This window comes from Flavobacterium sp. UBA2787 (assembly GCA_002352205.1).
Lineage (GTDB): Bacteria > Bacteroidota > Bacteroidia > Flavobacteriales > Flavobacteriaceae > Flavobacterium.
On record DEHZ01000013.1, the window covers coordinates 32,273 to 56,198 of the forward strand.

At 34.2% G+C, this 23,926-nt stretch carries 23 protein-coding genes and 2 tRNA genes; 8 read left to right on the forward strand and 17 right to left on the reverse strand.

What is annotated here, in order from left to right; genetic code table 11:
* Window positions 1-10: 10 nt before the first annotated feature.
* Window positions 11-1,231, reverse strand: a complete 1,221-nt coding sequence (locus B4N66_RS11545) for a glycosyltransferase family 4 protein (RefSeq protein WP_291094945.1) — start codon at window positions 1,229-1,231, stop codon at window positions 11-13.
* A 75-nt stretch (window positions 1,232-1,306) separates the two neighbouring features.
* Between B4N66_RS11545 and B4N66_RS11550 the strand changes: the two genes are divergently transcribed.
* Window positions 1,307-1,888, forward strand: a complete 582-nt coding sequence (locus B4N66_RS11550; protein WP_248435244.1) for a tRNA-(ms[2]io[6]A)-hydroxylase — start codon at window positions 1,307-1,309, stop codon at window positions 1,886-1,888.
* 223 nt (window positions 1,889-2,111) lie between these two features.
* On the opposite strand, the gene B4N66_RS11555 is transcribed toward B4N66_RS11550, so the two are convergent.
* The 16 genes from B4N66_RS11555 to B4N66_RS11630 form a co-directional block, all read right to left on the reverse strand.
* A complete protein-coding gene (locus B4N66_RS11555; protein WP_324522883.1) occupies window positions 2,112-2,480 on the reverse strand; it encodes a phospholipid scramblase-related protein in 369 nt (122 codons plus the stop codon).
* 349 nt (window positions 2,481-2,829) lie between these two features.
* Window positions 2,830-2,904 (reverse strand) — tRNA-Val (locus B4N66_RS11560).
* A 40-nt stretch (window positions 2,905-2,944) separates the two neighbouring features.
* Window positions 2,945-3,022, reverse strand: a tRNA-Val gene (locus B4N66_RS11565).
* A gap of 70 nt (window positions 3,023-3,092) precedes the next feature.
* The gene (locus B4N66_RS11570; RefSeq protein ID WP_291094946.1) at window positions 3,093-4,313 is read right to left on the reverse strand and encodes a bifunctional folylpolyglutamate synthase/dihydrofolate synthase; all 1,221 of its coding nucleotides are present in this window, start codon (window positions 4,311-4,313) and stop codon (window positions 3,093-3,095) included.
* A gap of 58 nt (window positions 4,314-4,371) precedes the next feature.
* Window positions 4,372-4,785, reverse strand: coding sequence for a hypothetical protein (locus tag B4N66_RS11575; RefSeq protein WP_291094948.1), 414 nt, complete (start codon window positions 4,783-4,785; stop codon window positions 4,372-4,374).
* A gap of 1 nt (window position 4,786) precedes the next feature.
* Entirely contained in the window at window positions 4,787-5,623 is an 837-nt protein-coding gene (locus B4N66_RS11580; protein ID WP_291094949.1) for a cell envelope integrity protein TolA, read from the reverse strand.
* 158 nt (window positions 5,624-5,781) lie between these two features.
* Entirely contained in the window at window positions 5,782-6,174 is a 393-nt protein-coding gene (locus tag B4N66_RS11585; RefSeq protein ID WP_248432821.1) for an ExbD/TolR family protein, read from the reverse strand.
* A gap of 1 nt (window position 6,175) precedes the next feature.
* A complete protein-coding gene (locus B4N66_RS11590; protein ID WP_291094951.1) occupies window positions 6,176-6,871 on the reverse strand; it encodes a MotA/TolQ/ExbB proton channel family protein in 696 nt (231 codons plus the stop codon).
* A gap of 52 nt (window positions 6,872-6,923) precedes the next feature.
* Window positions 6,924-8,309, reverse strand: a complete 1,386-nt coding sequence (nhaD, locus tag B4N66_RS11595; RefSeq protein WP_291094952.1) for a sodium:proton antiporter NhaD — start codon at window positions 8,307-8,309, stop codon at window positions 6,924-6,926.
* An 11-nt stretch (window positions 8,310-8,320) separates the two neighbouring features.
* On the reverse strand, window positions 8,321-9,547 hold the full coding sequence (locus B4N66_RS11600; protein WP_291094953.1) for a Glu/Leu/Phe/Val dehydrogenase dimerization domain-containing protein: 1,227 nt from the start codon (window positions 9,545-9,547) through the stop codon (window positions 8,321-8,323).
* Between the two features lie 237 nt (window positions 9,548-9,784).
* Complete coding sequence (locus tag B4N66_RS11605) at window positions 9,785-10,618, reverse strand: YoaK family protein (RefSeq protein ID WP_291094954.1); 834 nt, start codon at window positions 10,616-10,618, stop codon at window positions 9,785-9,787.
* Between the two features lie 3 nt (window positions 10,619-10,621).
* Window positions 10,622-11,071, reverse strand: a complete 450-nt coding sequence (locus tag B4N66_RS11610) for a hypothetical protein (protein WP_291094955.1) — start codon at window positions 11,069-11,071, stop codon at window positions 10,622-10,624.
* Window positions 11,072-11,092: 21 nt separating this feature from the next.
* Window positions 11,093-11,596 carry a hypothetical protein gene (locus B4N66_RS11615; protein ID WP_291094957.1) on the reverse strand — a complete coding sequence of 168 codons (504 nt, stop codon included), beginning with the start codon at window positions 11,594-11,596 and terminating at the stop codon, window positions 11,093-11,095.
* Between the two features lie 142 nt (window positions 11,597-11,738).
* Window positions 11,739-13,112, reverse strand: a complete 1,374-nt coding sequence (locus B4N66_RS11620; protein WP_291094959.1) for an ATP-binding protein — start codon at window positions 13,110-13,112, stop codon at window positions 11,739-11,741.
* A complete protein-coding gene (locus B4N66_RS11625) occupies window positions 13,112-13,810 on the reverse strand; it encodes a response regulator transcription factor (RefSeq protein ID WP_291094961.1) in 699 nt (232 codons plus the stop codon). The genes B4N66_RS11620 and B4N66_RS11625 overlap by 1 nt, the downstream gene beginning before the upstream one ends.
* Window positions 13,811-13,884: 74 nt before the next feature.
* Complete coding sequence (locus B4N66_RS11630; protein WP_291094963.1) at window positions 13,885-14,949, reverse strand: anhydro-N-acetylmuramic acid kinase; 1,065 nt, start codon at window positions 14,947-14,949, stop codon at window positions 13,885-13,887.
* A 94-nt stretch (window positions 14,950-15,043) separates the two neighbouring features.
* On the opposite strand from B4N66_RS11630, the gene B4N66_RS11635 reads away from it, so the two are divergent.
* The 7 genes from B4N66_RS11635 to B4N66_RS11665 all read left to right on the forward strand — a co-directional run bounded on the left by B4N66_RS11635 (window position 15,044) and on the right by B4N66_RS11665 (window position 23,911).
* Window positions 15,044-16,180, forward strand: coding sequence for an acyl-CoA dehydrogenase family protein (locus tag B4N66_RS11635; RefSeq protein ID WP_291094965.1), 1,137 nt, complete (start codon window positions 15,044-15,046; stop codon window positions 16,178-16,180).
* Between the two features lie 84 nt (window positions 16,181-16,264).
* A complete protein-coding gene (locus tag B4N66_RS11640) occupies window positions 16,265-17,239 on the forward strand; it encodes a M20/M25/M40 family metallo-hydrolase (RefSeq protein ID WP_291094967.1) in 975 nt (324 codons plus the stop codon).
* Window positions 17,240-17,244: 5 nt separating this feature from the next.
* Window positions 17,245-17,922 (forward strand): SDR family NAD(P)-dependent oxidoreductase, encoded by a 678-nt coding sequence (locus B4N66_RS11645; protein ID WP_291094969.1) that lies wholly within the window; start codon window positions 17,245-17,247, stop codon window positions 17,920-17,922.
* 16 nt (window positions 17,923-17,938) lie between these two features.
* Entirely contained in the window at window positions 17,939-18,541 is a 603-nt protein-coding gene (locus B4N66_RS11650) for a SprT-like domain-containing protein (RefSeq protein ID WP_291094972.1), read from the forward strand.
* A gap of 530 nt (window positions 18,542-19,071) precedes the next feature.
* Complete coding sequence (locus B4N66_RS11655; protein WP_291094974.1) at window positions 19,072-20,130, forward strand: mannose-1-phosphate guanylyltransferase; 1,059 nt, start codon at window positions 19,072-19,074, stop codon at window positions 20,128-20,130.
* Window positions 20,131-20,144: 14 nt separating this feature from the next.
* Window positions 20,145-21,539, forward strand: coding sequence for a DUF389 domain-containing protein (locus B4N66_RS11660; RefSeq protein WP_291094976.1), 1,395 nt, complete (start codon window positions 20,145-20,147; stop codon window positions 21,537-21,539).
* 5 nt (window positions 21,540-21,544) lie between these two features.
* Entirely contained in the window at window positions 21,545-23,911 is a 2,367-nt protein-coding gene (locus B4N66_RS11665; protein WP_291094978.1) for a cation:proton antiporter, read from the forward strand.
* The last annotated feature ends 15 nt before the right edge of the window (window positions 23,912-23,926 follow it).

Sequence of the window (23,926 nt, forward strand, 5' to 3'; positions counted from 1 at the left end):
GCTTTTGTTTTTATTCTTTATTCTTCTCCTCAATCCACTTTGCCATATACTTCGTGCTCTGCAAAAAATGATGCATCAATAATAGACCTGTAAAATTTTCATTTCGATACTTTTCCAAATTTTTAAATTTTTCAGCTAAAAATTCTTTAAAGGAACCTTCAAATAAATCTTTTGAAAATCGATTTTTTAAAATCTCAAAACCATTTTGTTGAGCATTTAACCACGTTGATTTATTTTGATATAATTCAATTGCTTTATTAGCAAAATCTTCCGGTGAATCGGCAACAAAACCATTCCACAAAAAGTCTCCGTTCATTGCTTCTGCACCAATTTCTGTAGTTACACTTGGAGTTCCAAACTGCATTGCTTCCAACAATTTCCCTTTAATTCCTGCACCAAAACGAATGGGAGCCAAAAGAACTCTTGCTTTCAAAATCACTTCAAAAGAACTTTCCGCTCTTCCGTGAACAAAAAAATTCATCTTCGGTTGATGCAACGAATTTATTTTTTGCGTCGGATAAGCTCCGTAAATGCTCATCTTCGCTTCAGGAAATTTTTCAAATATCAACGGCCAAATCACCTCTTTCAAATACACAACCGCATCGTGATTGGGTGCGTGCAGAAAATTTCCAATGAACATAAAATCGCTTCGTTCTTCAAAACTCGGTAAACTTAACTTTTCGTTCTCCACCCAAATCGGTAAATAAAACAATAAAAATGATGGTACTTTAAAATGTGTTTGTAACAACTCCATTTCAAATTCCGAAACCATCAACGTCACATCACAACGATAAATACTCGCAATTTCACGTTTCGCCAAATCATTGTTCAAATCAAACGGTTTGCCTTTCAAAACTGTCAATCTACGGGCTTCTCGCAAACAATGCAAATCTTCCGAATCCAGCATTCGCAACGCATTTGGACAATGTTCAGCCACTCGCCACCCAAATTGTTCTTCCGTCATAAACCGATCAAACAAAACCAAATCCGGCTGCAATTCTAACACAAATTCATCAAATGAACGACAATTTAATGCAATTTGCTTTCTATTAATATCATTCAATTCTTCCGAAAATTCACTTTCCGAAGCCGTGCTGGCAAACGTAATTTTCCCGCCGTTTTCCTTAAAAAAAGCAATCAATTGCATCATCCTACTTCCGGCTGCAGACGATTTCGGTTCCGGCCAAACAAAACCAATAATTAAAATCCGTTTATTTCCCAATGCATTCATCCGACTAAAATAGGAATAAAAGAGACAATTCTATTCAAATAAAAAGCATTATTTTTGTATCAAATCACGAGAATTATGTTAGGATTAAAACTTAAAACCGACCCACGTTGGGCAAATATCGCCGAATCAAACCTCGAAGAAATTTTATCCGATCACTGTTGGTGCGAACAAAAAGCCGCATCCAACGCACTTTATATAATTACCAACAATTCTGAAAACGTTGAATTAGTCACCGAAATGGCTAAAATTGCTATAGAAGAAATGGAACATTTTCAAATGGTGCACAACATTATTCAAGAACGCGGTTTCGAATTTGGTCGCGAAGTAAAAGACGATTACGTCAACCAACTGGTGAAATTCACCAAAAAAGGAGGTTCCAGAAACGATGCTTTAATCGAGCGATTGCTCTTTGCCGCAATGATCGAAGCCCGCAGTTGCGAACGTTTTAAAGTGCTTTCCGAAAACATCAAAGACAAAAAATTAGCCGATTTCTACCGCGAATTGATGATTAGCGAAGCCAACCATTACACCACTTTTTTACGCTTTGCCCGCAAATATTCCGAAAAAGTAGATGTCGATAAACGCTGGCAAGAATGGCTCGAATTCGAAGGCGAACTCATCTCCAATTACGGCAAAAAAGAAACCGTTCACGGATAAATTCATCATTTCAATATCTAAATTCTAATTTAAAAACAATTTGGGCGTGCCCCTCCGGCAAGCTCCGGGTCGGGCTTTTCGCTGCAAGTCCTCGCCCCAACTCCGCAAGCTCCGTTGTTGCTGTGGGCTTTCCGCTACACTCCCTCACGCGATTTGTGCTTTAAAGAAAAACCGTCTCAAAATTGCTTTCAAAACGGCTCAACATTATTTTATTTGATGAAAATTATTCTTTAAAAACCATATCAATACACATAACTGATGCTGCAATTAAAGGTCTTAACACATCATCTTGTGGCACGTGATTATAAATCTCCAGTACATAATTATCTGCACTTGTAAAAAACTCTTTTCCAATCCCGGACCATTTTTTTGATACGTGAGCCAACTCTTTGTTGTCTTTAGTGAATTTAAAATCCCAACCGGTCCATTTCCCTTGAAGCGTGCATAAATGTTTATCATTTGCATCGTGAATTTCGAATTTACCACCAAAAGAGAAAAACTTTTGTTTAAAAACACCAATTAATTTATCAGACTCATCGAAAATTTCAACATCTGAACGAAATAAAGTTACACCCCTTTTTACAGAAATTATTTTTTTCCTTGCGTATCAGAAATTACTACATGAAATGGTGTCATTCTTTTATAGTCTGTAAAGCGAAACATTTTGGTAAAAAAACCCAAATTAGGTTCTCTGCATGTCATAAGTAATGAGCCATTATCAGGATTAAATATATCAAAGTTGTTTGATGCTTTGAACATTCCGATATGTTCTTTAATTAAGTATATATTTCTATTTAAAATGGAATTCATATTGATTTATTTATATTTTGGGTTATTAGTAATTTGTCATTCACTTACCAAAAGTGATAGGTAACTAACATTCTATATGACATTTCAGGAACTTTGTGCCTTTTTTTCTTCGTGGCAAATTAAAAAAAAAGTGGGTCATATTGGATTCGAACCAATGACTTCCACGTTGTCGACGTGACACTCTGAACCAACTGAGTTAATGACCCTTTAAAACTAAAAAAACTCCCTAATTACTTAAGGAGTTTTTGGTGGGCGATGAGGGGTTCGAACCCCCGACCCCCTCGGTGTAAACGAGGTGCTCTGAACCAGCTGAGCTAATCGCCCGATTAGTGCTTGATTGCGAGTGCAAATATAGAACAGTTTTTGTTAACTGCAAATAAAAAGTGAAAAAAAATTAAATTATTTCAGCGACTACAAAGGTGCTTCCGCCCACGTAAATGAAGTCGTTGGAACCAGCAGTTTTCTTAGCTTCCTGATAAGCTTCTGAAACAGAATTATATACTTTTCCTTTAAGTCCGAACTCAGCTGCTTTTTGCTTTAGAATTTCAGGATTCAGACCACGTAAATTTTTTGGACTACAGAAGTAATAATTTGCCTTTTTTGGAAATAAAGGAAGAATTTCACTCAAATCTTTATCATTTACAACGCCTAAAACTATGTGAAGTTGATCAAATTCTTGTTTTTCTATCTGTTTTAGCACAATCGATAATCCGTGTTTGTTGTGAGCTGTATCGCAAATTATTTTCGGGTTTTCGCCCAATTGTTGCCATCTTCCCAATAATCCGGTGTTTTGAATAACGTTTAAAAAACCAATTTTTATATTTTCTTCAGAAATAAAAAATTCATTTTGTTGTTGTAAAACTTGAAGTGTTTGCTGAACAGTTTTTCGATTCTGAATTTGATAATCGCCTAATAAAGCAGTAGGGTAAACTTCTTCAATTAAATCAGACGCAAAATAAATTTCTGAATTGGTTTCTAATGTTTTCTTTATAAAAACGGGTTTTGTTTCATTTGTATATTCTCCAATTACAATAGGAATGTTTGGTTTGATAATTCCGGCTTTTTCAAAAGCAATGGATTCCAATGTATTTCCGAGAAATTGTGTGTGATCTAATCCGATGTTGGTAATGACTGAAATAAGCGGTGTTATGATGTTGGTGGAATCCAATCGGCCGCCCATACCAACTTCGATGATTGCAATATCTACTTTTTCTTTTACAAAATAATCAAAGGCTAAACCGACCGTCATTTCGAAGAAACTTAGTTGATGACTTTCAAAAAAGGTTTTGTGTCGCGAAACAAAATCAATCACAAATTCTTCCGTAATTTCTTCTCCGTTGATTTTGATGCGTTCTCTGTAATCTTTTAAGTGCGGCGAAGTATATAAGCCTACTTTATAACCCGCTTCCTGTAAAACCGATGCTAATAGGGAAGAAGTAGAACCTTTTCCGTTAGTTCCCGCAACGTGAATCGTTTTGAGTTTTTTTTCCGGATTGTTGAGGTAATTTGCCAATAAAATCGTGTTGTCAAGGTTCGGTTTATATGCCGATGCTCCTTGCGTTTGATACATTGGAAGCTGATTAAACAGCCAGTTTACAGTTTCTTGATAATTCATTGTTTTAAAAAAATAAACCCCACAAAAGTGAGGTTTAAATATAATTATTATTTTGTTTTTATTCTGCTCCTTTAAAATTAAACATCAAAAAGCCAATTTGATTTTCGGGTGCTTTTAAATCTTCATTCCATTTGTATTTATAAGATGCTTTAATGGCCACTTCTTGCAAACATTTACTTGTTGTAGTTGAATCACGAGGACTAAATTTTGCATTAGTAACAATTCCACTCTGGTTTACTTCTACTTCCACAACAATAGTTCCTTCGTCGTTACATTCTACTTTTATTGCTCCACGGCCTTCTAAATGCCTGTCTTTTAATCCTAAATCATTTTTACCGCCGCTTGCATTTGAAAATTCTTTTACATTTTCAGTATTAGTATTGCCATTAAGGGCTGTAGATTTAGAATTTGTTTCTTGTCCAAAACATAAAAAACAAAAAAACAGGAAAAGTAAAAGAAACTGATTTTTCATTTTATTCTCCGTTTCTAAAGTTAAATACAATAAATCCAATTTGTCCATCCGGTGCATTTGCATCGTCGTTCCATCTGTATTTGTATGCTGATTTAATAGCAGCTTCCTGTAAACATTTGCTGGTAGTATTTGAACCACTCGGACTAAATTTTGCGTTAGTAACGCCTCCGTTTTTATTCACTTTAACTTCTACTACCACAGTTCCTTCGTCATTACATTCGGCTTTTACAGCTCCCGGACTTGATAATCTTCTACCGTTTAATCCCCAAGCTCCCGTTCCGGTTCCTGTTCCTTTGCCACTACCGTAGTAACTGTTGGAATAGATGCTTCCGTCTAATTTTCCTTGGTTTCCGGGTGTTGTTGATGTTCCGTCTCCACCGGTGGTTTTTCCATCGGATGATTTAACGCCACCAATTAAGGCGTCTAATTTTGCTTTTTTATCGGCTTCTTCTTGTTTCTTTTTTTGTTCGGCAGCTTTTATTTTTGCTTCGGCTACTGCTTTTTTATTGGCTTCTTCTTTTTGTTTTTTTAACGCAATCGCTGCTTCGTTGTCTGCTGTAATAACATTTTCTGAAACCTGACTTGGTGTTGCAGGTTCTGATGTTTCTTCCACCGGCTGTTGCTCAGTGACTTCTCTTGGTTCCGATTTTACGGGTTCTGTTGTGTTTGTGTTTCCTGAGCCGGCATCGGTGTTTCCAAAGTTAATGGCGATTCCGTTTTCGGGTGGTGGATCCATATAGGATAATCCGAGAAAAATAACTAATAAAAGCAACACTGCCATTATCGCTGTGGAGATGGCAAATGATTTTTTTTCGTGTTCGGTTTCTAAATATTTCATCGTTTCTCGTTTTAGCCCTGATTGTAGCGGAAAGCCTTTGGTGATGAAAACCTATTTTTTCTTGGTTTGGCAGAGCGACCAAAGGAAGCTCCTGACAGACCGTAGAAAAAAAGGTTTTTGAGCCAAAGCTTGCAGCGAAAAGCAGGATTAGCTTCTTATTATTTTGGTCGAACTGCCAAAACCACTTTAATTTGATTACGGTTGGCGATGTCTAACACATTTACTGCTTTTTCAATTGGCACGCCTTCTTCTGCTCTTAAAATAAGGGCTTTGTCTTCTTTGTTGGAAAACAAGGCTAATAATCGAGCTTCTAAATCGGCTTCTTGAACTTGGTCTTTGTCAATAAAAAATTCTAAATCTTTATTGATGCTCACCGAAATATTTTTATTACTGTCGGTTTTTCCTTTTGCTTTTGGCAATACTAAATCCAACGCATTGGTGGTTACCATGGTGGATGTTAGCATGAAGAAAATCAATAACAAAAACACAATATCCGTCATAGACGACATATTGAATTCGGGCGATACTTTATTTCTACCTCTGATATTCATATTATGACGGTTCGTTTAAAAGGTCAAGGAAATCAGTTGCATTGGCTTCCATTTGGTGCACTACTTTGTCGGTTTTTACCACTAAATGGTTGTAGCCCATAAAGGCAATAATACCCACAATTAATCCGGCAACTGTTGTTGTCATAGCGGTATAAATACCTTCTGCTAAGGCACCAACTTCAATTTGTCCGCCTCCGCTTGCCATTTTGTGAAAGGCAAGAATCATACCAATTACAGTTCCAAGGAAACCAATCATTGGTCCTGCACCTGAGATAGTTGCGAGCATACTCACGTTTTTTTCCAGTTTGTAAATTTCTAATTTTCCGGCATTTTCAATTGCTGTGTTGATGTCTTCCAATGGTTTTCCGATACGGGAAATTCCTTTTTCTGTTAAACGTGCAACAGGCGAATTGGTTTGAGCACAAAGCATTTTGGCTGCATCAATTTTTCCGTTGGTGATATTCATTTTAATATTATTCATAAAATTAATATCAATTTTGGAAGCGGCATTAATCGCCATTAATCTTTCAAAATAAAGATATAATGCAAAAAATAATAATAACGCAAGTGTAATCATGATGAGTTGACCACCGATTCCGCCACTGGTTATTAAGTCCCAAATGGATAAAGTTTTTTCTACGGGTTGATCTTCTAATAAAGCATTTTGTGCTGTTGCTAAACTATCTGCTGGTTGCATATTTTATTTCGTTTTTTATGATTGGTTTGAATAATAACGCTAAGTTACGGTTTTAAATTGTAGGTCGGATAAAATGTTCAATTAACATAAAAGTTAATGCTCCTGAAATGAATCCGGCAAAGGCAAGCCAGGTGATTCTTTTGAGGTACCAAATGAAATCGATTTTTTCCATTCCCATTGCAGCAACACCTGCGGCTGAACCGATGATAAGCATGCTTCCGCCTGTTCCGGCAGAGTAAGCTATAAAGTGCCAAATTGAGCTATCGACTTCAAAAGTGTACATCCCCATTGAAGCTGCTACTAAAGGCACGTTGTCAATGATTGATGATAAGATTCCTAATAAAATAACAACAACATCCATATTTGGAATGGCATTAGAAAGAGATTCCGCGGCATAACGAAGTGTTCCGGTGTCATTGCCATCAATTTGACCAAACACCATACTTTCTAAAGCGGCTACGCCCATTAAAATTCCTAAAAAGAAAAGAATACTTGAAAATTCAATTTTGGTTAATGCATTATGCCCCGAATAAAGGTGTTTGTCTTTTTTGTTGAAATCATCAAAAGGAGTTACGTATTCTGAAGCTAACCAGACAAATCCGAGACTAAACATCATTCCGACATAGGGAGGAAGTCCGGTAATCATTTTGAAAATAGGTACAAAAACAATAGCACCTAAACCAATATATAGCATTTTTTTACTGCTTAATAAACGTTCAGATTCTTCGTTGATTCCATATGATTTTCTCTCAGTTGTTCCTTGAAAAGGTTTTAACTTAGAGGCAATAAAAAATGGCACCACAAAACAAACAATAGACGGTACAATAACGTATTCTGATAATCCGACAGCAGTAACCTTATTGGCAATCCAAAGCATAGTCGTGGTTACATCTCCAATAGGAGACCAAGCTCCACCTGCATTTGCAGCAATTACGATTAGTGATGCATACCAGATTCTATACTCTCGTTTTGGGATCAATTTTCGGAGTAAAGTAATTAAAACAATGGTTGCTGTAAGGTTGTCAATAATAGCAGATAGGATAAAAGCAACAATTCCAAGAGTCCATAATAAACGTACTTTATTGGTTGTTTTAATTCTGTTTTTAATAACATCAAAACCTCTGTGTAAATCAATAATTTCAACGATGGTCATTGCTCCAATTAAGAAAATAAGAATTTCTGAAGTTTTACCGAAGTGGTGCATTAAGTTTTCTAGGAATCCTTCATGATTAGCTTCAGCATCTCCGACATTCATATTAAAAACGTGACCGTGTCCGTCGATTATTGAAAACCAACCATTATTAAAACCGAACGATAACACCGCCCACATAGTAGCCGCCATTAAAAGAGCAGGTACGGTTTTGTCTAATTTCAAAGGATGTTCCAATGTAATGGACATATATCCAATAACAAATAATAAGATGATAAAAAGTGTCATCGATTTTTAGTTTAAGTTAATTGTTTTAGTGCAATTTCAAAAGCGGTTGCACTAATATTAGTTTTGGATGAATTTAAAGCATGTGTTTTTTCAATTGCTTTTTTAATGGTTTCGGAAGTGTCTAAGAAGATCGCTTCATCGGTCATTTGAACTTTCTTTTCCATAAAATAAGCAAAAACGCGAGCCATTCCGCAATTTGCAATAAAATCAGGAATTAAGCTAACTTTCGCATCAGTTTCTTCCATGATTGAGCCAAAGAAAATTTCTTTATCGGCAAACGGTACATTGGCACCACTTGAAATTACTTCTAAACCGGACGCAATCATTTGGTCAATTTGACTTTTTTGAACCAACCTCGAGGCTGCACACGGAGCAAATATCTCAGCATTAATGTTCCAAATTTGCTGATTTATTTTTTCAAAAGGAATCATGTTTGGAGCAACTAATTTATTTCCATCTTTGTTTAGGAATAAACGTTTAATTTCTTCGAATGAAAATCCTTCTTCATTAATTATTCCACCTTCGCGATCGATAATTCCGACAATTTTTGCACCCATTCCGGCCAAGTAAAATGCGGCGGCTGAGCCTACATTTCCAAAACCTTGTACAACTGCTTTTTTGCCAACCACGCTTCCTCCATAAATATCATAATAATGACGAACAGCTTCGGCAACACCAAATCCGGTAATCATATCGGCTACAGTATATTTTCTGTTAACATCAGGAGAAAATTTTGGATTTTCTATCACTTTTATTACTCCCTGACGTAGTTGACCAATTCTATTAATTTTGTCTGCTTCGGTAGGTTTAAAATGTCCGTTAAAAACGCCTTCCTGAGGGTGCCAAACGCCACATTCTTCTGTAATTGGAATTACTTCATGAATTTCATCTACGTTTAAATCGCCACCGGTTCCATAGTAGCTTTTTAATAAAGGTGAAACAGCTTTGTACCAACGTTGTAATACTTCTTTTTTTCTTGGATCGTTTGGGTCAAAGTTGATTCCTGATTTTGCTCCACCAATGGCAGGACCAGAAACAGAAAATTTTACTTCCATTGTTTTTGCTAAAGAAAGAACTTCGTTCATATCAAGGCCTTTTCGCATTCTCGTTCCGCCACCTGCAGCACCTCCACGAAGAGAATTAATTACAGTCCAGCCTTCTGCATCGGTTTCGGAATCTTTCCAATTAAAAATTATTTCAGGCTCTTTGTTCTCAAATTTTTTGAGTAAATCTTTCATTATAGTTTGTTTGTTGCCTGCAAATTTACTTTTTACACATTGATTTTTAATATCTTTTCACAAAAGTTTTCAAGAGTTTTATCTACAATTTTAGTTTTAGAGTTGTGATGTCAATTATGAAAAATTATTTAGTAAACTATTTATTATTAAAACTCATTTATAAAAATTGAGCCCGATGTTAGTATCGAGCTCAATAAATTATAACTAATTATTTTTATGTTTAAAAAATTTTAAATTTTAAACTGTTTCTTCTTGCAAATGTTTTCGTTTATTTTCTGTAAATGAATTTAAGTTTAAAGATGGTTTAATTACTGTTTTTTCGGTATTGACTTTGATGTAATTGTTTCTTCTTTTTAATGCTAAAAAGCGAGAGAAACGAATTTTATACCAATCATAAAAGATAACAATGGTTAAAAATATACTTACCAAATAAAACACTTGAAAACCGGTGTAAAAATACAAGAACCCTGATACTATTGCTCCACCTAAATAGGCTGTTGCAATGGCACTAAGCAGTTTTGCTTTGCCCCGTAATTCTTTGTTTTCACGGTATTCTCTTTTGGTAAACATTGAAAATAAAATACCTAAATCAGTTGTAGTACCGGTTAAGTGGGTTGTTTTTACAGCAAAATTTGAAATACTGGCTGTTAATCCGTTTTGTAAACCCATCGCAAAAAGCATTACTCCAAGTAAAATCTCTGTTTCAATTAGGGTTTCACGATAGTAAAATTGTCCATAAAAACCAACCGATAACAAACAGATAATTTCTAAAACCAGCGGAATAGAATGTGCTAAATAAGTATTGACTCTACTTAAATGTATTACAATCAAATTGGAAAAAAAACTACCAAAGAAAAACAGAAATATCCACGAAAAAACGATAGCCGTTTGATACAGATTTCCTTTTACAATTTCCGAGGCCAAGATGGCATAATGGCCGGTTACGTTTGATGAAAATGAAAAGAAAATCAGTAATGAGGCAACATTCACCATACCACCCGAAAAGGCAGTGAGGACACCCAATTTTATGTTATCTTCTAATGTTCTGCTATTACTAAATTTTCTAAGCATATTTTATGATTTTTCAAATGTTAATTTTGCAATTCCTCGAGCTTGAATTTCGGAATCAAAATTCAATATCATTTTGTTGTTGTCAAGCTCAGTAAGGTTGTAATTTTCAATTACTTGGTCGTCATATTTTAATTGAAGAATATTACCACGACCTTTAATTTTCCAACTTACCAACTTTTCGTTTTCACCCGCCTGAAGAAGTAGTTTCCCATTGGGTAAAAATTGCCAAGTTTCCGCTTCGTGAATCAGCAAATGCTGACCGATTATTTTCTTTACATCGTCTGTAATTTCTTTACTGCTGTCGCCCACTTTATTCACTCGTTCATATTCCCAAGATAATTCTTTCCATTGCCCGACAATCTTTTTTTCGGGACTTTGAGATAGTGATATGAGTGTAATAAACGAACCCACAATAACTAAAAATACAGCCGTGTAGGTTATAATGATTTTCATAGTTTTTTTGGTTTTTAATTATTAAGAATGCGACGGAACTCCGTTGAAGAAGATTTCGGCAACTTTTCCTTTTTCAGGAATATTTTGATTGGCATTCCATCCAACTTGTTCCACTGAAAGTTTACTTTTTTGGATAAACGGAACTAAATCAAAACTTTTTCTTTTGTTCAATCTCCATTGATGTTGTGTTGGAAGAAAGGCTTGATCAATTTTGTTTCCTTCAACATAATTGTTAAAAGCAGTTTGTGTAAAGCCGGTAAAAATATCTTTTCGGATAGAATTAATTTTTGAAGCATATTTGTTTTGTAAAACAGAACAAGCTTCAGTAAATTCATTAGTAATAAATTGATTTACAATTTTTTTCTTAGATAAGAAAAGCAAATCAGTGATTGAATCTGTCAAATGAACACCGTGCAAAAGAATGACATCAAATTTTTCATCAGATGACGATTGGCTCAAAACATTTTTTAAAACAGTTAATGATTCAATTGAGAAATCAGTTGGGATAAGAATGGTTTTTTTCATGACACTATTATTTTTTTAGATTTATAGTGACAAATTTATGGGCGTCAAATTAGAAAGAAATTAATCTAAAATTAGAATTTGATTAAAATTGATTGACGAAATTAAAATGAGATTAGAGAATCTTAAAGAAGTTTTAAAAACGTTAAATTTTATACATCGGAATGTTAATTTGAACCGTCGTTCCTTGATTTTGAATTGACTTTACATCAATCTCACCACGATGCATCCGGATGATATTTCGCGTCAGCGGCAGACCAATTCCATACCCTTCATAATTTTTTGTATTAGAAGCTCTAAAGAAGGGATCATAGATGAATTTTAATTCCGATTCTGGAATCCCAATACCCACATCTTTTATAACCACAAAAACACTGTTGTTTGATGCTCCAAGTGCAACATTCACGGGTTGATGATCAGAATATTTACATCCATTGCTGATGATATTGCTGAAGGCCAAATGCAAGAGTTGTTCATTTCCGTTAACTTTAATCATATCCGGATTTTCAGGAAGCAAACTCATATCAAGATGAATTTTATTTTTTTGATTGATTCGTTCTAATGTTTCTTTAACATCCATTAAAACCTGATCAATTCTTAATTTGTCGAATTTTTGAATTTTACCATTAAACCCGGTTTGTGCCAAAAATAATAAAGCTCTCGTTTTTCCTTCTAATTTTTCGGCTTCCACCAACATAATTTTGATGGCTTCTTGATAATCTTCTTGCGTTCTTTCTTTCGATAAAATTACATCGGCTTCACCAATAATGGCAGTAAGCGGAGTTCTAAGTTCGTGCGAAGCATTGCTAATAAAGTTGTTTTGCGTTTCAAAAGAAGTTTCAATTCGATCAAGCATCGTGTTGAACGTTTTTGCTAACTCGTTCAATTCATCATTTTTATTGGTTTCATCTAAACGCAAATGCAAGTTTTCAGAACTAATCTGATTTACTTTTTCGGTAATTTTCCGCAAAGGTTTAAAAATATATTTTGAAAAATACAGCGAAGTAATCGCAGAAATTACAAAAGCAGCCAAAATTGAAAAAAACAACGTTCTTTTTAAATAAGCTGAATGATGCAGTTCATAATAATTTTCAGCAGAAGCAACGACGATGTACCTTCCTTTTTTACTATTATAAAGTATGCCTTTATAAAAGGTGTTGTTTTTTTGATATTCCGATTTCCCGTTTTTAATCACATCATCAAAAAAGGAGAGGGGCAAACCCAACGTCTGACTTTCGTCCTGATAAGAAGCAATATCTTCTAACGGGAAAAAATAATCTTTCTCTTGTGGGAGTTTTTCAAAAAACTGATCACGCAATTCTTTAATTTCTCTAATATTTGCGGTTGGATTATTATCTAATTCGATTTTTCCGGCAGTAATTGCACGAATTTCTAATAATCGAAAAAAATCATTATGTGAATAATTTAAAAACGAATAATACACAAATCCGCTAAAAAGCGATAATACGATCAGAAAAGGAATTAAAAAAAGTAAGGTTATTTTGGTTTGCGTTTTCATTAATTTTCTTTCATTACATAACCCATTCCGATCACGGTATGAATTAATTTATTGGATGAATTACTATCTATTTTTTTTCGAAGGTAATTTACATAAACATCAACAACATTAGTTCCCATATCAAAATTGACACCCCAAACAGTATCTAATATTTCGCCTCTGGAAAGAACTTTGTTGAGGTTCTGCAAAAAGTTGAGCAAAAGTTTAAATTCAGTTGTTGTTAGCGAAATCGTTTCGCCATTTCTGGTAACTGTTTTGCTGAAATCATTCAGAATTAAATCATCAATTTTATAAATGTAATCCTCTTGAATTTCCGGAATTGATGGACTAAAACTTTCGGTTCTACGAAGTAAGGTTTTTATTCGAGCCAAAAGTTCAATAAACTTAAACGGTTTTACCAGATAATCATCGGCACCCGATTCTAAACCTAACACAATGTTTTCTGAAGTTCCCAAAGCAGTTAAAAACAAAATTGGAATTTGTGTGTTGGTTTTTCTGATTTCTCGACAAACTTCCAAACCATTCATTTCAGGCAACATAATATCTAAAATGACAAGATCAAATTGATTATTTTGTTGTAAAGTAAGTCCGGTTTTTCCGTCTAAAGCTACAGAAACTTCATAGCCTTCTTCGGTTAATCCTTTTTTGATAAATGATACAACGTGAACTTCGTCTTCTACTAATAAAATCTTTTTCATTGCTGTTTTTTTGAACTGAAAAATTCAAGGGTTCAATTTACAAAAAATAAATTGGAGAAAAAATAAAGGGTTTTTTAATTGAAAATTTTTCCCGAAGAATGGTCATTTTTTGCTCCGGTTACACTACAAAGAACATTGATTTCACTGCGTAATTTCAACACGCCAAGTAATCCGAAAATTAAGGCTTCTTTGAATTCTAATGTTTTGGTATTCGGAACAATAAGATTCATTTTAGGTAAATAGTTTTGCATCCGTTCCAATAAAAAAAGATGATAAGCTCCACCGCCGGTAATTAATATTTTGCCTTCTTTTTTTGTTAAAGCCAAAGCAATTTGCGTAGCAATATGTTCCACAAAAGTGTGCAATTTATCTTCAATTGAAATGGAATAATTGTTGATTAGCGGTAAAATTGTAGCATTGACAAACTCAATTCCGAGTGATTTTGGGTATTTTTTTTGATAAAAATCGAGGTTATTTAATTCAGTTAATAAATCTGAATTTACTTTTCCGGAACGAGCAATTTCGCCTTTATCATCGTAATTCAATCCGATTTGATTGGCATAAAAATTTAAAACGGTATTCACTGGAGAAATATCAAACGCAATTCGCTTTCCGTTTTCTTCAAATGAAATATTCGAAAACCCGCCTAAATTCAAACAAAAATCATAGTCAGAAAACAATAATCGATCGCCAATCGGAACAAGCGGAGCACCTTGTCCGCCCAATTCTACATCTTGAACTCTAAAATCGCAGACAACCGTTTTACCAATAATTTCAGCAAGTTTAGGAAGATTTCCAATTTGCAAAGTGATGCCATTTTGGGGTTGATGTAAGATAGTATGTCCGTGACTACAAACTGCGTCTATCGCATCAATTTTATATTCTTTTAAAAAATAGTTGATTATATTTCCTAAAAAATCGGTGTACTCTTCATTTAATTGAATCAATTCATTTTCAGAAAAATGAACGGCAACTTTCAATTTGTTTAACCAATGATTTGGATATGAAATGGTTACAGATTCTAGAATTTCATACGACCATTTTCTGTCTTTTTCCCAAAAATGAAGATGAGCCAAATCGATTCCGTCGAGTGAAGTTCCGCTCATAACACCAACAACTTGATAGGATTCTTTAAACATAGGCTAAAATTACGAAATCGTTTGAGATTTTGACTTTATTGTTCTATTTTTGCGTTCAAATTTAAGAAACAATCAATCAATATTTTTTATAGTTATGGATTTTAATCTAACCGAAGAGCATTTAATGATTCAGCAAGCGGCTCGTGATTTTGCTCAACAAGAATTATTACCTGGAGTTATTGAAAGAGATGAACATTCAAAATTTCCAACCGAGCAAGTGAAAATGATGGCTGAATTAGGCTTCATGGGAATGATGGTTGATCCAAAATACGGCGGAGCAGGTTTAGACAGCGTTTCCTATGTTTTGGCGATGACAGAAATTGCAAAAGTTGATGCTTCGGCGGCGGTAATTATGTCGGTAAACAACTCCTTAGTTTGTGCCGGAATGGAAAAATATTGTAGCGAAGAACAAAAGATGAAATACTTGGTTCCGTTGGCCAAAGGTGAAGTAATCGGTGCTTTTTGTTTATCAGAACCGGAAGCAGGAAGTGATGCAACTTCTCAAAAAACCACCGCCATCGACAAAGGAGATTACTATTTGTTAAACGGAACAAAAAATTGGATTACCAATGGTTCAACAGCGTCAACTTATTTAGTAATTGCTCAAACCGATGTTGAAAAAGGTCACAAAGGAATCAATGCTTTTATTGTTGAAAAAGGGTGGGCCGGATTTGAAATTGGTCCGAAAGAAAAGAAAATGGGAATTCGCGGAAGCGACACACATTCGTTAATGTTTACTGATGTGAAAGTGCCAAAAGAAAATAGAATTGGTGCCGATGGTTTCGGATTTTCGTTTGCAATGAACGTGTTGAACGGGGGAAGAATCGGAATTGCATCGCAAGCATTAGGAATTGCAACCGGAGCTTATGAATTGGCTTTGAAATATTCGCACGAGCGAAAAGCATTTGGCAAAGAAATCTTCAAACACCAAGCCATAGCTTTTAAATTGGCTGATATGTATGTGAAAGTAACAGCAGCAAAATTATTAGTAATGAAAGCAGCTTGCGAAAAAGATGAAGGAAAAGACATCGCTCATTCTGGTGCAATGGCAAAATTATACGCTTCCGAAATTGCGTTGGAAGTAGCCAATGAAGCGGTTCAAATTCACGGTGGAAACGGTTATGTTGCCGAATATCACGTGGAAAGAATGATGAGGGATTCTAAAATTACACAAATTTACGAGGGAACTTCAGAGATTCAACGTATTGTGATTTCGAGAGGATTGGTTTAAAAATAAATCACAAATCAATATATTTAAAACCCTTTGAGTGCTTTCTTAAAGGGTTTTTTGTATTTTTATCGCAAAACCAATTCTATGAATTCTATTAAATACATTTCAATTTCAGGATTATTTTCAATGCTTTTTGTTTTACCGATTTTTTCGCAATCTGCTTCTGTGGCGGTTTCGGAGAAAGTAACCTATAGTGTGAGTAAAGATTCTGTTTCCACACGATTAGAATACCTTACCTCCGATTTGTTGGAAGGAAGAGATACCGGAACCAAAGGCGGAGAGTTAGCGGCTGCTCATTTAGAAAATTATTTTAAGAGTTTGTCGATTTTGCCTTATTTTGAGTCGTATCGCGATACGCTTTCTAATTTTGAAAAACCGGCTTATAACATTGTTGGTTTTTTGGAAGGAACAGATCCAAAACTAAAAGATGAATTCATCATTTTTAGTGCTCATTATGATCATATTGGTATAATTGATAAAAAAGTTGAAAAGGATTCCATTGCCAACGGAGCCAATGATAATGCGACCGGATGTTTGGCTGTGGCAGAAATTGCACGCTATTTTTCATCCCAAAAAAATAATAAACGAAGTATTTTATTTGTCTTTTTTTCGGGTGAAGAAAAAGGATTGTTGGGTTCAAGACATTTGGCAGCCAAGTTAAAAAGTGAAAATTTTAATTTGTATAGTATGCTGAATTTTGAAATGATTGGTGTGCCAATGAAACGTGATTTTTTAACCTACATCACCGGTTATAATAAATCAAATATGGCAGAAAAAATGAATGAATATGCCGGGAAAAAGACAGTTGGTTTTCTGCAAGCGGAATTGCATTACAGATTATTTATGGCATCGGATAACTTTCCGTTCTTCTTAGAATTTAATGTTCCGGCTCAAACGGTTAGTACTTTTGACTTTGAAAATTACAACTATTATCATCACGTTTCAGATGAATTTAGCCAAATGAATACGGATTTTATGACCGATTATATTCAGGAAATGTTGCCTATCGTAACAAAAATGGTCAATGCATCAGAAAAAGAAATTGTTTTAAAAAAATAAAGAAATTGAAAAATATCATCATCACCGGAACTTCACGCGGAATTGGCTACGAACTTGCTTTGCAATTTGCCAATGAAGGCCATCGAGTTTTAGCTATCTCCCGAAAAACGGTAAAAGAACTAATCGAACATCCAAATATAACTTGTCTGGTAGTTGATTTATCGGAAGAAAGCGGATTGAATTTAGTAACAGAATTCATTTCGCAGACGTGGAAAAATGTAGATGTGTTAATTCACAATGCCGGATGTCTGGTACTAAAACCATTTTTACAATTAACACAAGCCGATTTTGAAATGGTTTACAAAGTAAATGTTTTTGGTGTTGCCAATTTAACTCGAATTTGTTTGCCTTTTTTGAAAAAAGGAAGCCATGTAGTATCGATAAGTTCGATGGGCGGCGTTCAAGGAAGTTCAAAATTTGCCGGTTTAGCTGCTTATTCTTCCAGCAAAGGAGCAGTGATAACCTTGTCGGAATTGTTGGCAGAAGAATACAAAGAAGAAGGGATTTCGTTTAATGTTTTAGCTTTAGGAGCCGTTCAAACCGAAATGTTGCACGAAGCTTTTCCGGGATATCAAGCACCACTTTCTGCCAAAGAAATGGCCGATTATATTTATGATTTTTCGTTAAACGGAAATAAATATTATAATGGGAAAGTGTTGCAGGTAAGTTCATCAACACCGTAATTATTTCAACAACTAAATGAGTGAAGTCCTCTTAAAATATCTTCCCGAACACGCAGTGGAATCGGTTTTTGAGTTAATCAAAACCAATTCTGTTCATTTAAAAATTGTGAACGAACGTGTGACTCGGCATGGCGATTATAGAAGACATCCTTCCGGGAAACATCAAATCACGGTGAATGCAAATTTGAATAAATACCGTTTTTTGATTACGCTCGTTCACGAAATTGCTCATTTAGCTGCTTTTGAAAAATTTGGCAGAAATATTAAACCACACGGAAATGAATGGAAAATTACGTTTCAACGGTTGATGGTCCCGTTTATTCGACCGGAAATTTTTCCGAATTCGGTGTTGCCTTTGATTGCTAATCATTTTCGAAATCCAACCGCCAGTAGCGACACTGATGCACGATTGGCTTTTGCTTTAAAACAATTTGACGAACGAAAACCGGATATTCATTTTATTCACGAAGTACCTTCTGGTAGTTTTTTTAGAATTAAAAACGGAAGAGTTTTTCAAAAAAAAGGACTTCGGGTCAAACGCTATGAATGTCTCGAAGTACAAACCGGAAAGTTATATTTGTTTAATGCGAATGCTGAAGTGGAGATTATTCCGGGATAATTAATTAATAACGATTTATGATTTTAGAATTACTTAAAAACAAATCTTATTTTTTGTTGCTTTTAGTCGCAATTTTATTTTTGATTTTGTCTTTTATTGGAGATAAAAACGAAATATTGGATATAAATGTTCATGATACTTATTATGTAATAACATTTCAACATGCTTATATTTTGTTGTGTTTGCTATTTTTTAGTACGGGATTGATAAATTTATTATTTAATTTTTTTGAAATTCAATTCATTTCAATCCTTTCTTTAATTCATATTTATGGTTCGTTGATTTTTATTGGATTATTTTTTTACTATCTAGGAAAGATAAATTCATCATCAATTTTTGATTCAATTGATTATAATCTCAGAACTATAATTTCATTATTAATTTTTGCAGGATTACAATTGTTGTTTATTTTAAATCTTTTTATTTCAATCATTAAAAAACTCAGCATCTCAGCTACTCAGTAACTCCGCAACTTTACTATATTTGTAATTATAAAAAAAAATGAGATTGCTTCGTGCCTCGCAATGACTATGAACAAAAATTACTACGCAATATTAATGGCTGGTGGAGTCGGCTCACGTTTTTGGCCGGTTTCTACAACTGATTTTCCTAAGCAATTTCACGATATGTTGGGGTCGGGTGAGACGTTAATTCAGAAGACTTTCAGTCGTTTATCAAAATTAATTCCAACCGAAAATATATTGATTTTAACCAATGAAAAATACAATGATTTGGTTCTTAATCAATTGCCAATAGTTAAGCAAGAGCAAGTTTTATTGGAACCCGCTATGCGAAACACAGCTCCTTGTATTTTATATGCTTCGCTAAAAATTCAAAAAATGAATCCGGATGCTGTGATGGTTGTAGCTCCAAGTGATCATTGGATAGAAGATGAAACCGCATTTATCAGTAATTTGCAACAATGTTTTGATTATTGTCAACACGAAAATGCGTTGATGACATTAGGAATTCAACCTACTTTTCCAAATACCGGTTTTGGTTACATCGAATTTGATAAAACAGATGTAAATCCCATCAAAAAAGTAAATCAATTTCGTGAAAAACCAAATTACGAAACGGCAAAATCTTTTCTTGAAAGTGGTAATTTCCTTTGGAATGGCGGTATTTTTATCTGGTCTGTCAAATCAATAACAGAAGCTTTTTCCACTTTTCAACCGCAAATGAATCAATTGTTTTTGGAAGGTTTTGAAACATATAATACACTAAAAGAAAAAGAGTTTATTAATCAAAATTATGTTGAAGCCGAAGATATTTCAATTGATTATGCCATCTTAGAAAAAGCCAAAAATGTATATGTTTTACCCGCAACTTTTGATTGGAATGATTTGGGAACGTGGGGTTCATTACATGAAAAACTAGGGAAAGACAATCAAAATAATGCTGTCCTTAATACAATCTTAGTTTCAGAAAACGCATCAAACAATATCATTCGTGCACAAAATAAAAGGTTGGTGGTTATTGATGGTTTAAATGATTACATTGTGGTGGAACATGGCGATGTTTTGTTAATTTATCCAAAAGAGAAAGAACAAGACATCAAAAAAATTGTGAGTTCGCTACCCAATTAAAAAAAAAATAAACTATGGAAAATGATACGCCAAACAGACCGATTAAAAGTTTATGGTTAAATTTAAAACTTTTACTAAAATCAACTTTAGATATTCGCGAAGATACCAATCACGAATCTACAATTGAAGAAGTAAAAGCAGGAATTTCTATCAAAGGTCAAGGTGCGTGGGTATTAATTTTCTCTATTTTAATTGCATCGGCGGGTTTAAACACGAGTTCAGCCGCAGTTGTAATTGGTGCGATGTTAATTTCTCCATTGATGGGACCAATTGTTGGAATTGGACTTTCTTTGGGAATTAATGATGTTGATTTAATGCGAAAAGCTATTAAGAACTTCGGAATAATGGTGGTTTTGGCGTTATTCACTTCTTTTTTGTTTTTTAGTATTCCAATTTTCCAAGATGAAACACCGGAATTAATTGCCAGAACTTACCCTGATGTTCGCGATGTAATCATTGCTTTTGCTGGTGGATTTGCATTAATTGTTGCACTTAGCAGAAGAAATAAACAAATCAACACCATTGCCGGTGTGGCGATTGCAACTGCTTTAATGCCACCGCTTTGTACAGCGGGTTATGGATTGGCAACAGGCAAATGGATGTTTTTTGGTGGAGCATTATTCTTATTTACGATCAATACGATTTTCATTGCATTAGCGACTTTTATTATCGTAAAATCGTTAAAGTTTCCAATGAAAGAATATTTGAATTCGTCTAAACGAAAACGTATTTCGCAAGTCCTTTATTTTATTGCTTTTTTGATTTTAGCACCAAGTATTTACATGTTTTATGGATTGTATAAAAAATCTGATTTTGAACGAAAAGTGAATCTGATTTTAAGTGAATTTAGAGAAAATAATGATGTCATTCTCTTGAATCAACAAATCAGTTACAACGATAAAACAGTTGCGTTTGCTACAGTTGGAAAATCAGTAACTATTTCATTAGTAAACAAATGGAAGGAAAAATTAGAAAAGCAAGGATATGGCGGAGTTGAATTTGAAATCGCTCAAAGTGTTGAAAATTTGGAAACACAAACAATGTTAGAAAAATTGGAATCAACTTATTACACTTCTCAACAAAATCTTAATAATAAAGAGGAAATAATTGTTCGACAAGAAAAAGAACTACTACTTTTACAGAAGCAATTATATTTAAGTGAAAAAAGTAAAGTTCCATTTGATCAAATTGCAAATGAAATTAAAATAAATTACGCCAACGTTGAAGAGATTGCTTTTTCTAAATTAATTAAGACGAATTTTAAAAAAATGGATACTTTACCAATCATTTATTTAAAATGGAAAAAATCAGTTAGTGCTAGAAACAAGGCAGCCGATGAAGCAAAAATTGAGAAATGGTTGAGGTTAAAGCTTCAAACAGAAAAATTAGAAGTTGAAAGACTAAATTAGCGAACATGATTTTTTTAATAGGAATTGATTTTTCCTTACCACTCAAGAATCCGGTATTATTGTTTTCATTAATACTGTTTATCATTCTATTTGCCCCAATTTTATTAAACAAATTAAGAATTCCACACCTTATCGGATTAATTATTGCCGGAGCTATTATCGGACCAAATGGTTTTAATTTGATTGCTCGCGATATGAGTATCATTTTATTCGGAACAGTTGGCTTACAGTACATTATGTTCTTAGCAGGTTTAGAAATTGATTTAGCTGAGTTCAAAAAAAACAGTTCAAGAAGTATAGTCTTTGGCCTACTTACCTTTTCAATCCCAATGACAATTGGTACTTTGGTGGGTTGTTATATTTTAGAATTTTCTATGCCAACTTCAGTTTTATTGGCCAGTATGTTCGCTTCACATACATTAATTGCTTACCCAATTGTCAGTAAATTAGGTGTTGCCAAAAATAGAGCCGTCAATATTACAGTTGGTGGAACCATGATTACAGACACGCTCGCCCTGTTAGTTTTGGCAGTAATTGCGGGAATGCAAACAGGTGAAATCAATCAGGAATTTTGGATTCGTTTAGGATTTTCCGTTGTTGCTTTCGGTTTGGTTGTGATGTTGATTTTTCCCATTATTGGAAGATGGTTTTTTAAACGATTTGATGATAATATTTCCCAATATATTTTTGTTTTAGCAATGGTTTTTTTGGGATGTACTTTGGCGGAATTAGCCGGAATTGAAGCAATCATCGGAGCTTTCTTAGCCGGATTATCCCTAAATCGATTGATTCCGCATACTTCTCCGTTAATGAATCGGATTGAATTTGTGGGAAATGCACTTTTCATTCCGTTCTTTCTTATCGGAGTTGGAATGTTGATTGATTATAAAGCTTTTATTAAAGATTGGAATACATTAGAAGTTGCCGGAATTATGACGGTTTGTGCAATTGTTGGAAAATACCTTCCGGCCTACATCACTCAAAAGATTTATGGTTTTTCTGTAGATGAAAGAAGATTAATTTTCGGATTAAGTAATGCTCAAGCCGCTGCAACATTAGCCGCCGTTTTAGTAGGATTTAATATAATTGTCGATTATAAAAGTGTTACCGAATACAACGAAATTCATCTTAAAAATAATAAGTTAACAACCGAAAATCATTCTGAATTAATTTTTGGATTAGAGAAAGGAGAGTTTCCTAAAGTTGGAAATGTAGCTATTATAGGGGGAGTTCCTGCGAATGGTACTTATAGATTAACCGATAAAACCGAAATGGTTTTCACGCAAGGTCGCTTGGCCGATATAAAAATGCCCAATCGATTGTTGAATGAAAGTGTACTTAACGGAACCATTTTAATGATTTTAATCACATGTACCATTGCTTCGTTTGTGGCTCAAAAAGGAGCGTACAATATCGCTTTGATGGAAGATGATTCGGATGAACAAGAGGAAGGAAAACCAACCGACGGTGATGAACGGATTCTTATCCCGATGAAAAATATCGACACGGTTGAAGAACTTATTCAGTTTGCCGTTACTATCAAATCAAAGAAAAACAAAACCGGACTTTTCGCTTTAAACGTGATTAATAATAATTCTTCGTCCTTATCCAAAGAATCGAAAGCTAAAAAAATCGTAGATAAAGCTGCTGTCGTTGCTTCGGCAACAGATAATAGATTAAATATGTTGATGCGATATGATTTGAATATTTTAAACGGAATTACAAGTGTAGTTAGAGAACAAAAAATATCCGACATCATTTTAGGTCAAACCGAAAGTTTAGGATCTAGCGAAAGTATGTATGGACCCTTGACCGATGGAGTTTTAAATAAATGTAATGCAACAACTTTTATTTATAAATCGGTTCAACCCATTTCAACCATAAAAAGATATGTGGTAGTGATTCCTGAACGTGCTGAGCGTGAAATTGGTTTCCCATTTTGGTTATTAAAAATATGGAATTTAGGAAAAAATACCGGTTCAAAAATTGTTTTTTATGGCAGTGAAACCACCATCAATTTCATCAAAGATATTCATTCTAAACATCCGGTAGATGCGGGTTTTAATGTGTTTTCTGATTGGGATGATTTTTTGATACTTTCCAGAAGTATTGTCAAAGATGATGCACTTGTAGTCGTAATGAGCAGAAAACCAAATTTGTCTTACAATGCAATCATGAGTCATATTCCAACTTATATGAACAAATATTTTGACAAAAATAATGTGGTTTTAATTTATCCATTACAGTTAGGAATTGAAGGTAGCTCTAAAATTGATTTAAAAAATCCCGGTGCTTTGGATACATTTACCGAAAATTTAGAAAGACTTGATGATGTTGCAAAAATGATTGGGAAATTATTTAAAAAGAAATAGAAGTGTTAAAAAATG

Excerpts from the sequence above, each read along its gene's own strand:
- B4N66_RS11575 (WP_291094948.1), bottom strand. The coding sequence starts at position 4,785 with ATGAAAAATCAGTTTCTTTTACTTTTCCTGTTTTTTTGTTTTTTATGT.
- B4N66_RS11650 (WP_291094972.1), top strand. The coding sequence starts at position 17,939 with ATGAGTGAAGTCCTCTTAAAATATCTTCCCGAACACGCAGTGGAATCG.
- B4N66_RS11570 (WP_291094946.1), bottom strand. The coding sequence starts at position 4,313 with ATGAATTATCAAGAAACTGTAAACTGGCTGTTTAATCAGCTTCCAATG.
- B4N66_RS11585 (WP_248432821.1), bottom strand. The coding sequence starts at position 6,174 with ATGAATATCAGAGGTAGAAATAAAGTATCGCCCGAATTCAATATGTCG.
- B4N66_RS11590 (WP_291094951.1), bottom strand. The coding sequence starts at position 6,871 with ATGCAACCAGCAGATAGTTTAGCAACAGCACAAAATGCTTTATTAGAA.
- B4N66_RS11600 (WP_291094953.1), bottom strand. The coding sequence starts at position 9,547 with ATGAAAGATTTACTCAAAAAATTTGAGAACAAAGAGCCTGAAATAATT.
- B4N66_RS11625 (WP_291094961.1), bottom strand. The coding sequence starts at position 13,810 with ATGAAAAAGATTTTATTAGTAGAAGACGAAGTTCACGTTGTATCATTT.
- B4N66_RS11630 (WP_291094963.1), bottom strand. The coding sequence starts at position 14,949 with ATGTTTAAAGAATCCTATCAAGTTGTTGGTGTTATGAGCGGAACTTCA.
- B4N66_RS11640 (WP_291094967.1), top strand. The coding sequence starts at position 16,265 with ATGAATTCTATTAAATACATTTCAATTTCAGGATTATTTTCAATGCTT.
- B4N66_RS11655 (WP_291094974.1), top strand. The coding sequence starts at position 19,072 with ATGAACAAAAATTACTACGCAATATTAATGGCTGGTGGAGTCGGCTCA.
- B4N66_RS11605 (WP_291094954.1), bottom strand. The coding sequence starts at position 10,618 with ATGCTTAGAAAATTTAGTAATAGCAGAACATTAGAAGATAACATAAAA.
- nhaD (WP_291094952.1), bottom strand. The coding sequence starts at position 8,309 with ATGACACTTTTTATCATCTTATTATTTGTTATTGGATATATGTCCATT.
- B4N66_RS11610 (WP_291094955.1), bottom strand. The coding sequence starts at position 11,071 with ATGAAAATCATTATAACCTACACGGCTGTATTTTTAGTTATTGTGGGT.
- B4N66_RS11635 (WP_291094965.1), top strand. The coding sequence starts at position 15,044 with ATGGATTTTAATCTAACCGAAGAGCATTTAATGATTCAGCAAGCGGCT.
- B4N66_RS11545 (WP_291094945.1), bottom strand. The coding sequence starts at position 1,231 with ATGAATGCATTGGGAAATAAACGGATTTTAATTATTGGTTTTGTTTGG.
- B4N66_RS11550 (WP_248435244.1), top strand. The coding sequence starts at position 1,307 with ATGTTAGGATTAAAACTTAAAACCGACCCACGTTGGGCAAATATCGCC.
- B4N66_RS11660 (WP_291094976.1), top strand. The coding sequence starts at position 20,145 with ATGGAAAATGATACGCCAAACAGACCGATTAAAAGTTTATGGTTAAAT.
- B4N66_RS11620 (WP_291094959.1), bottom strand. The coding sequence starts at position 13,112 with ATGAAAACGCAAACCAAAATAACCTTACTTTTTTTAATTCCTTTTCTG.
- B4N66_RS11615 (WP_291094957.1), bottom strand. The coding sequence starts at position 11,596 with ATGAAAAAAACCATTCTTATCCCAACTGATTTCTCAATTGAATCATTA.
- B4N66_RS11665 (WP_291094978.1), top strand. The coding sequence starts at position 21,545 with ATGATTTTTTTAATAGGAATTGATTTTTCCTTACCACTCAAGAATCCG.
- B4N66_RS11580 (WP_291094949.1), bottom strand. The coding sequence starts at position 5,623 with ATGAAATATTTAGAAACCGAACACGAAAAAAAATCATTTGCCATCTCC.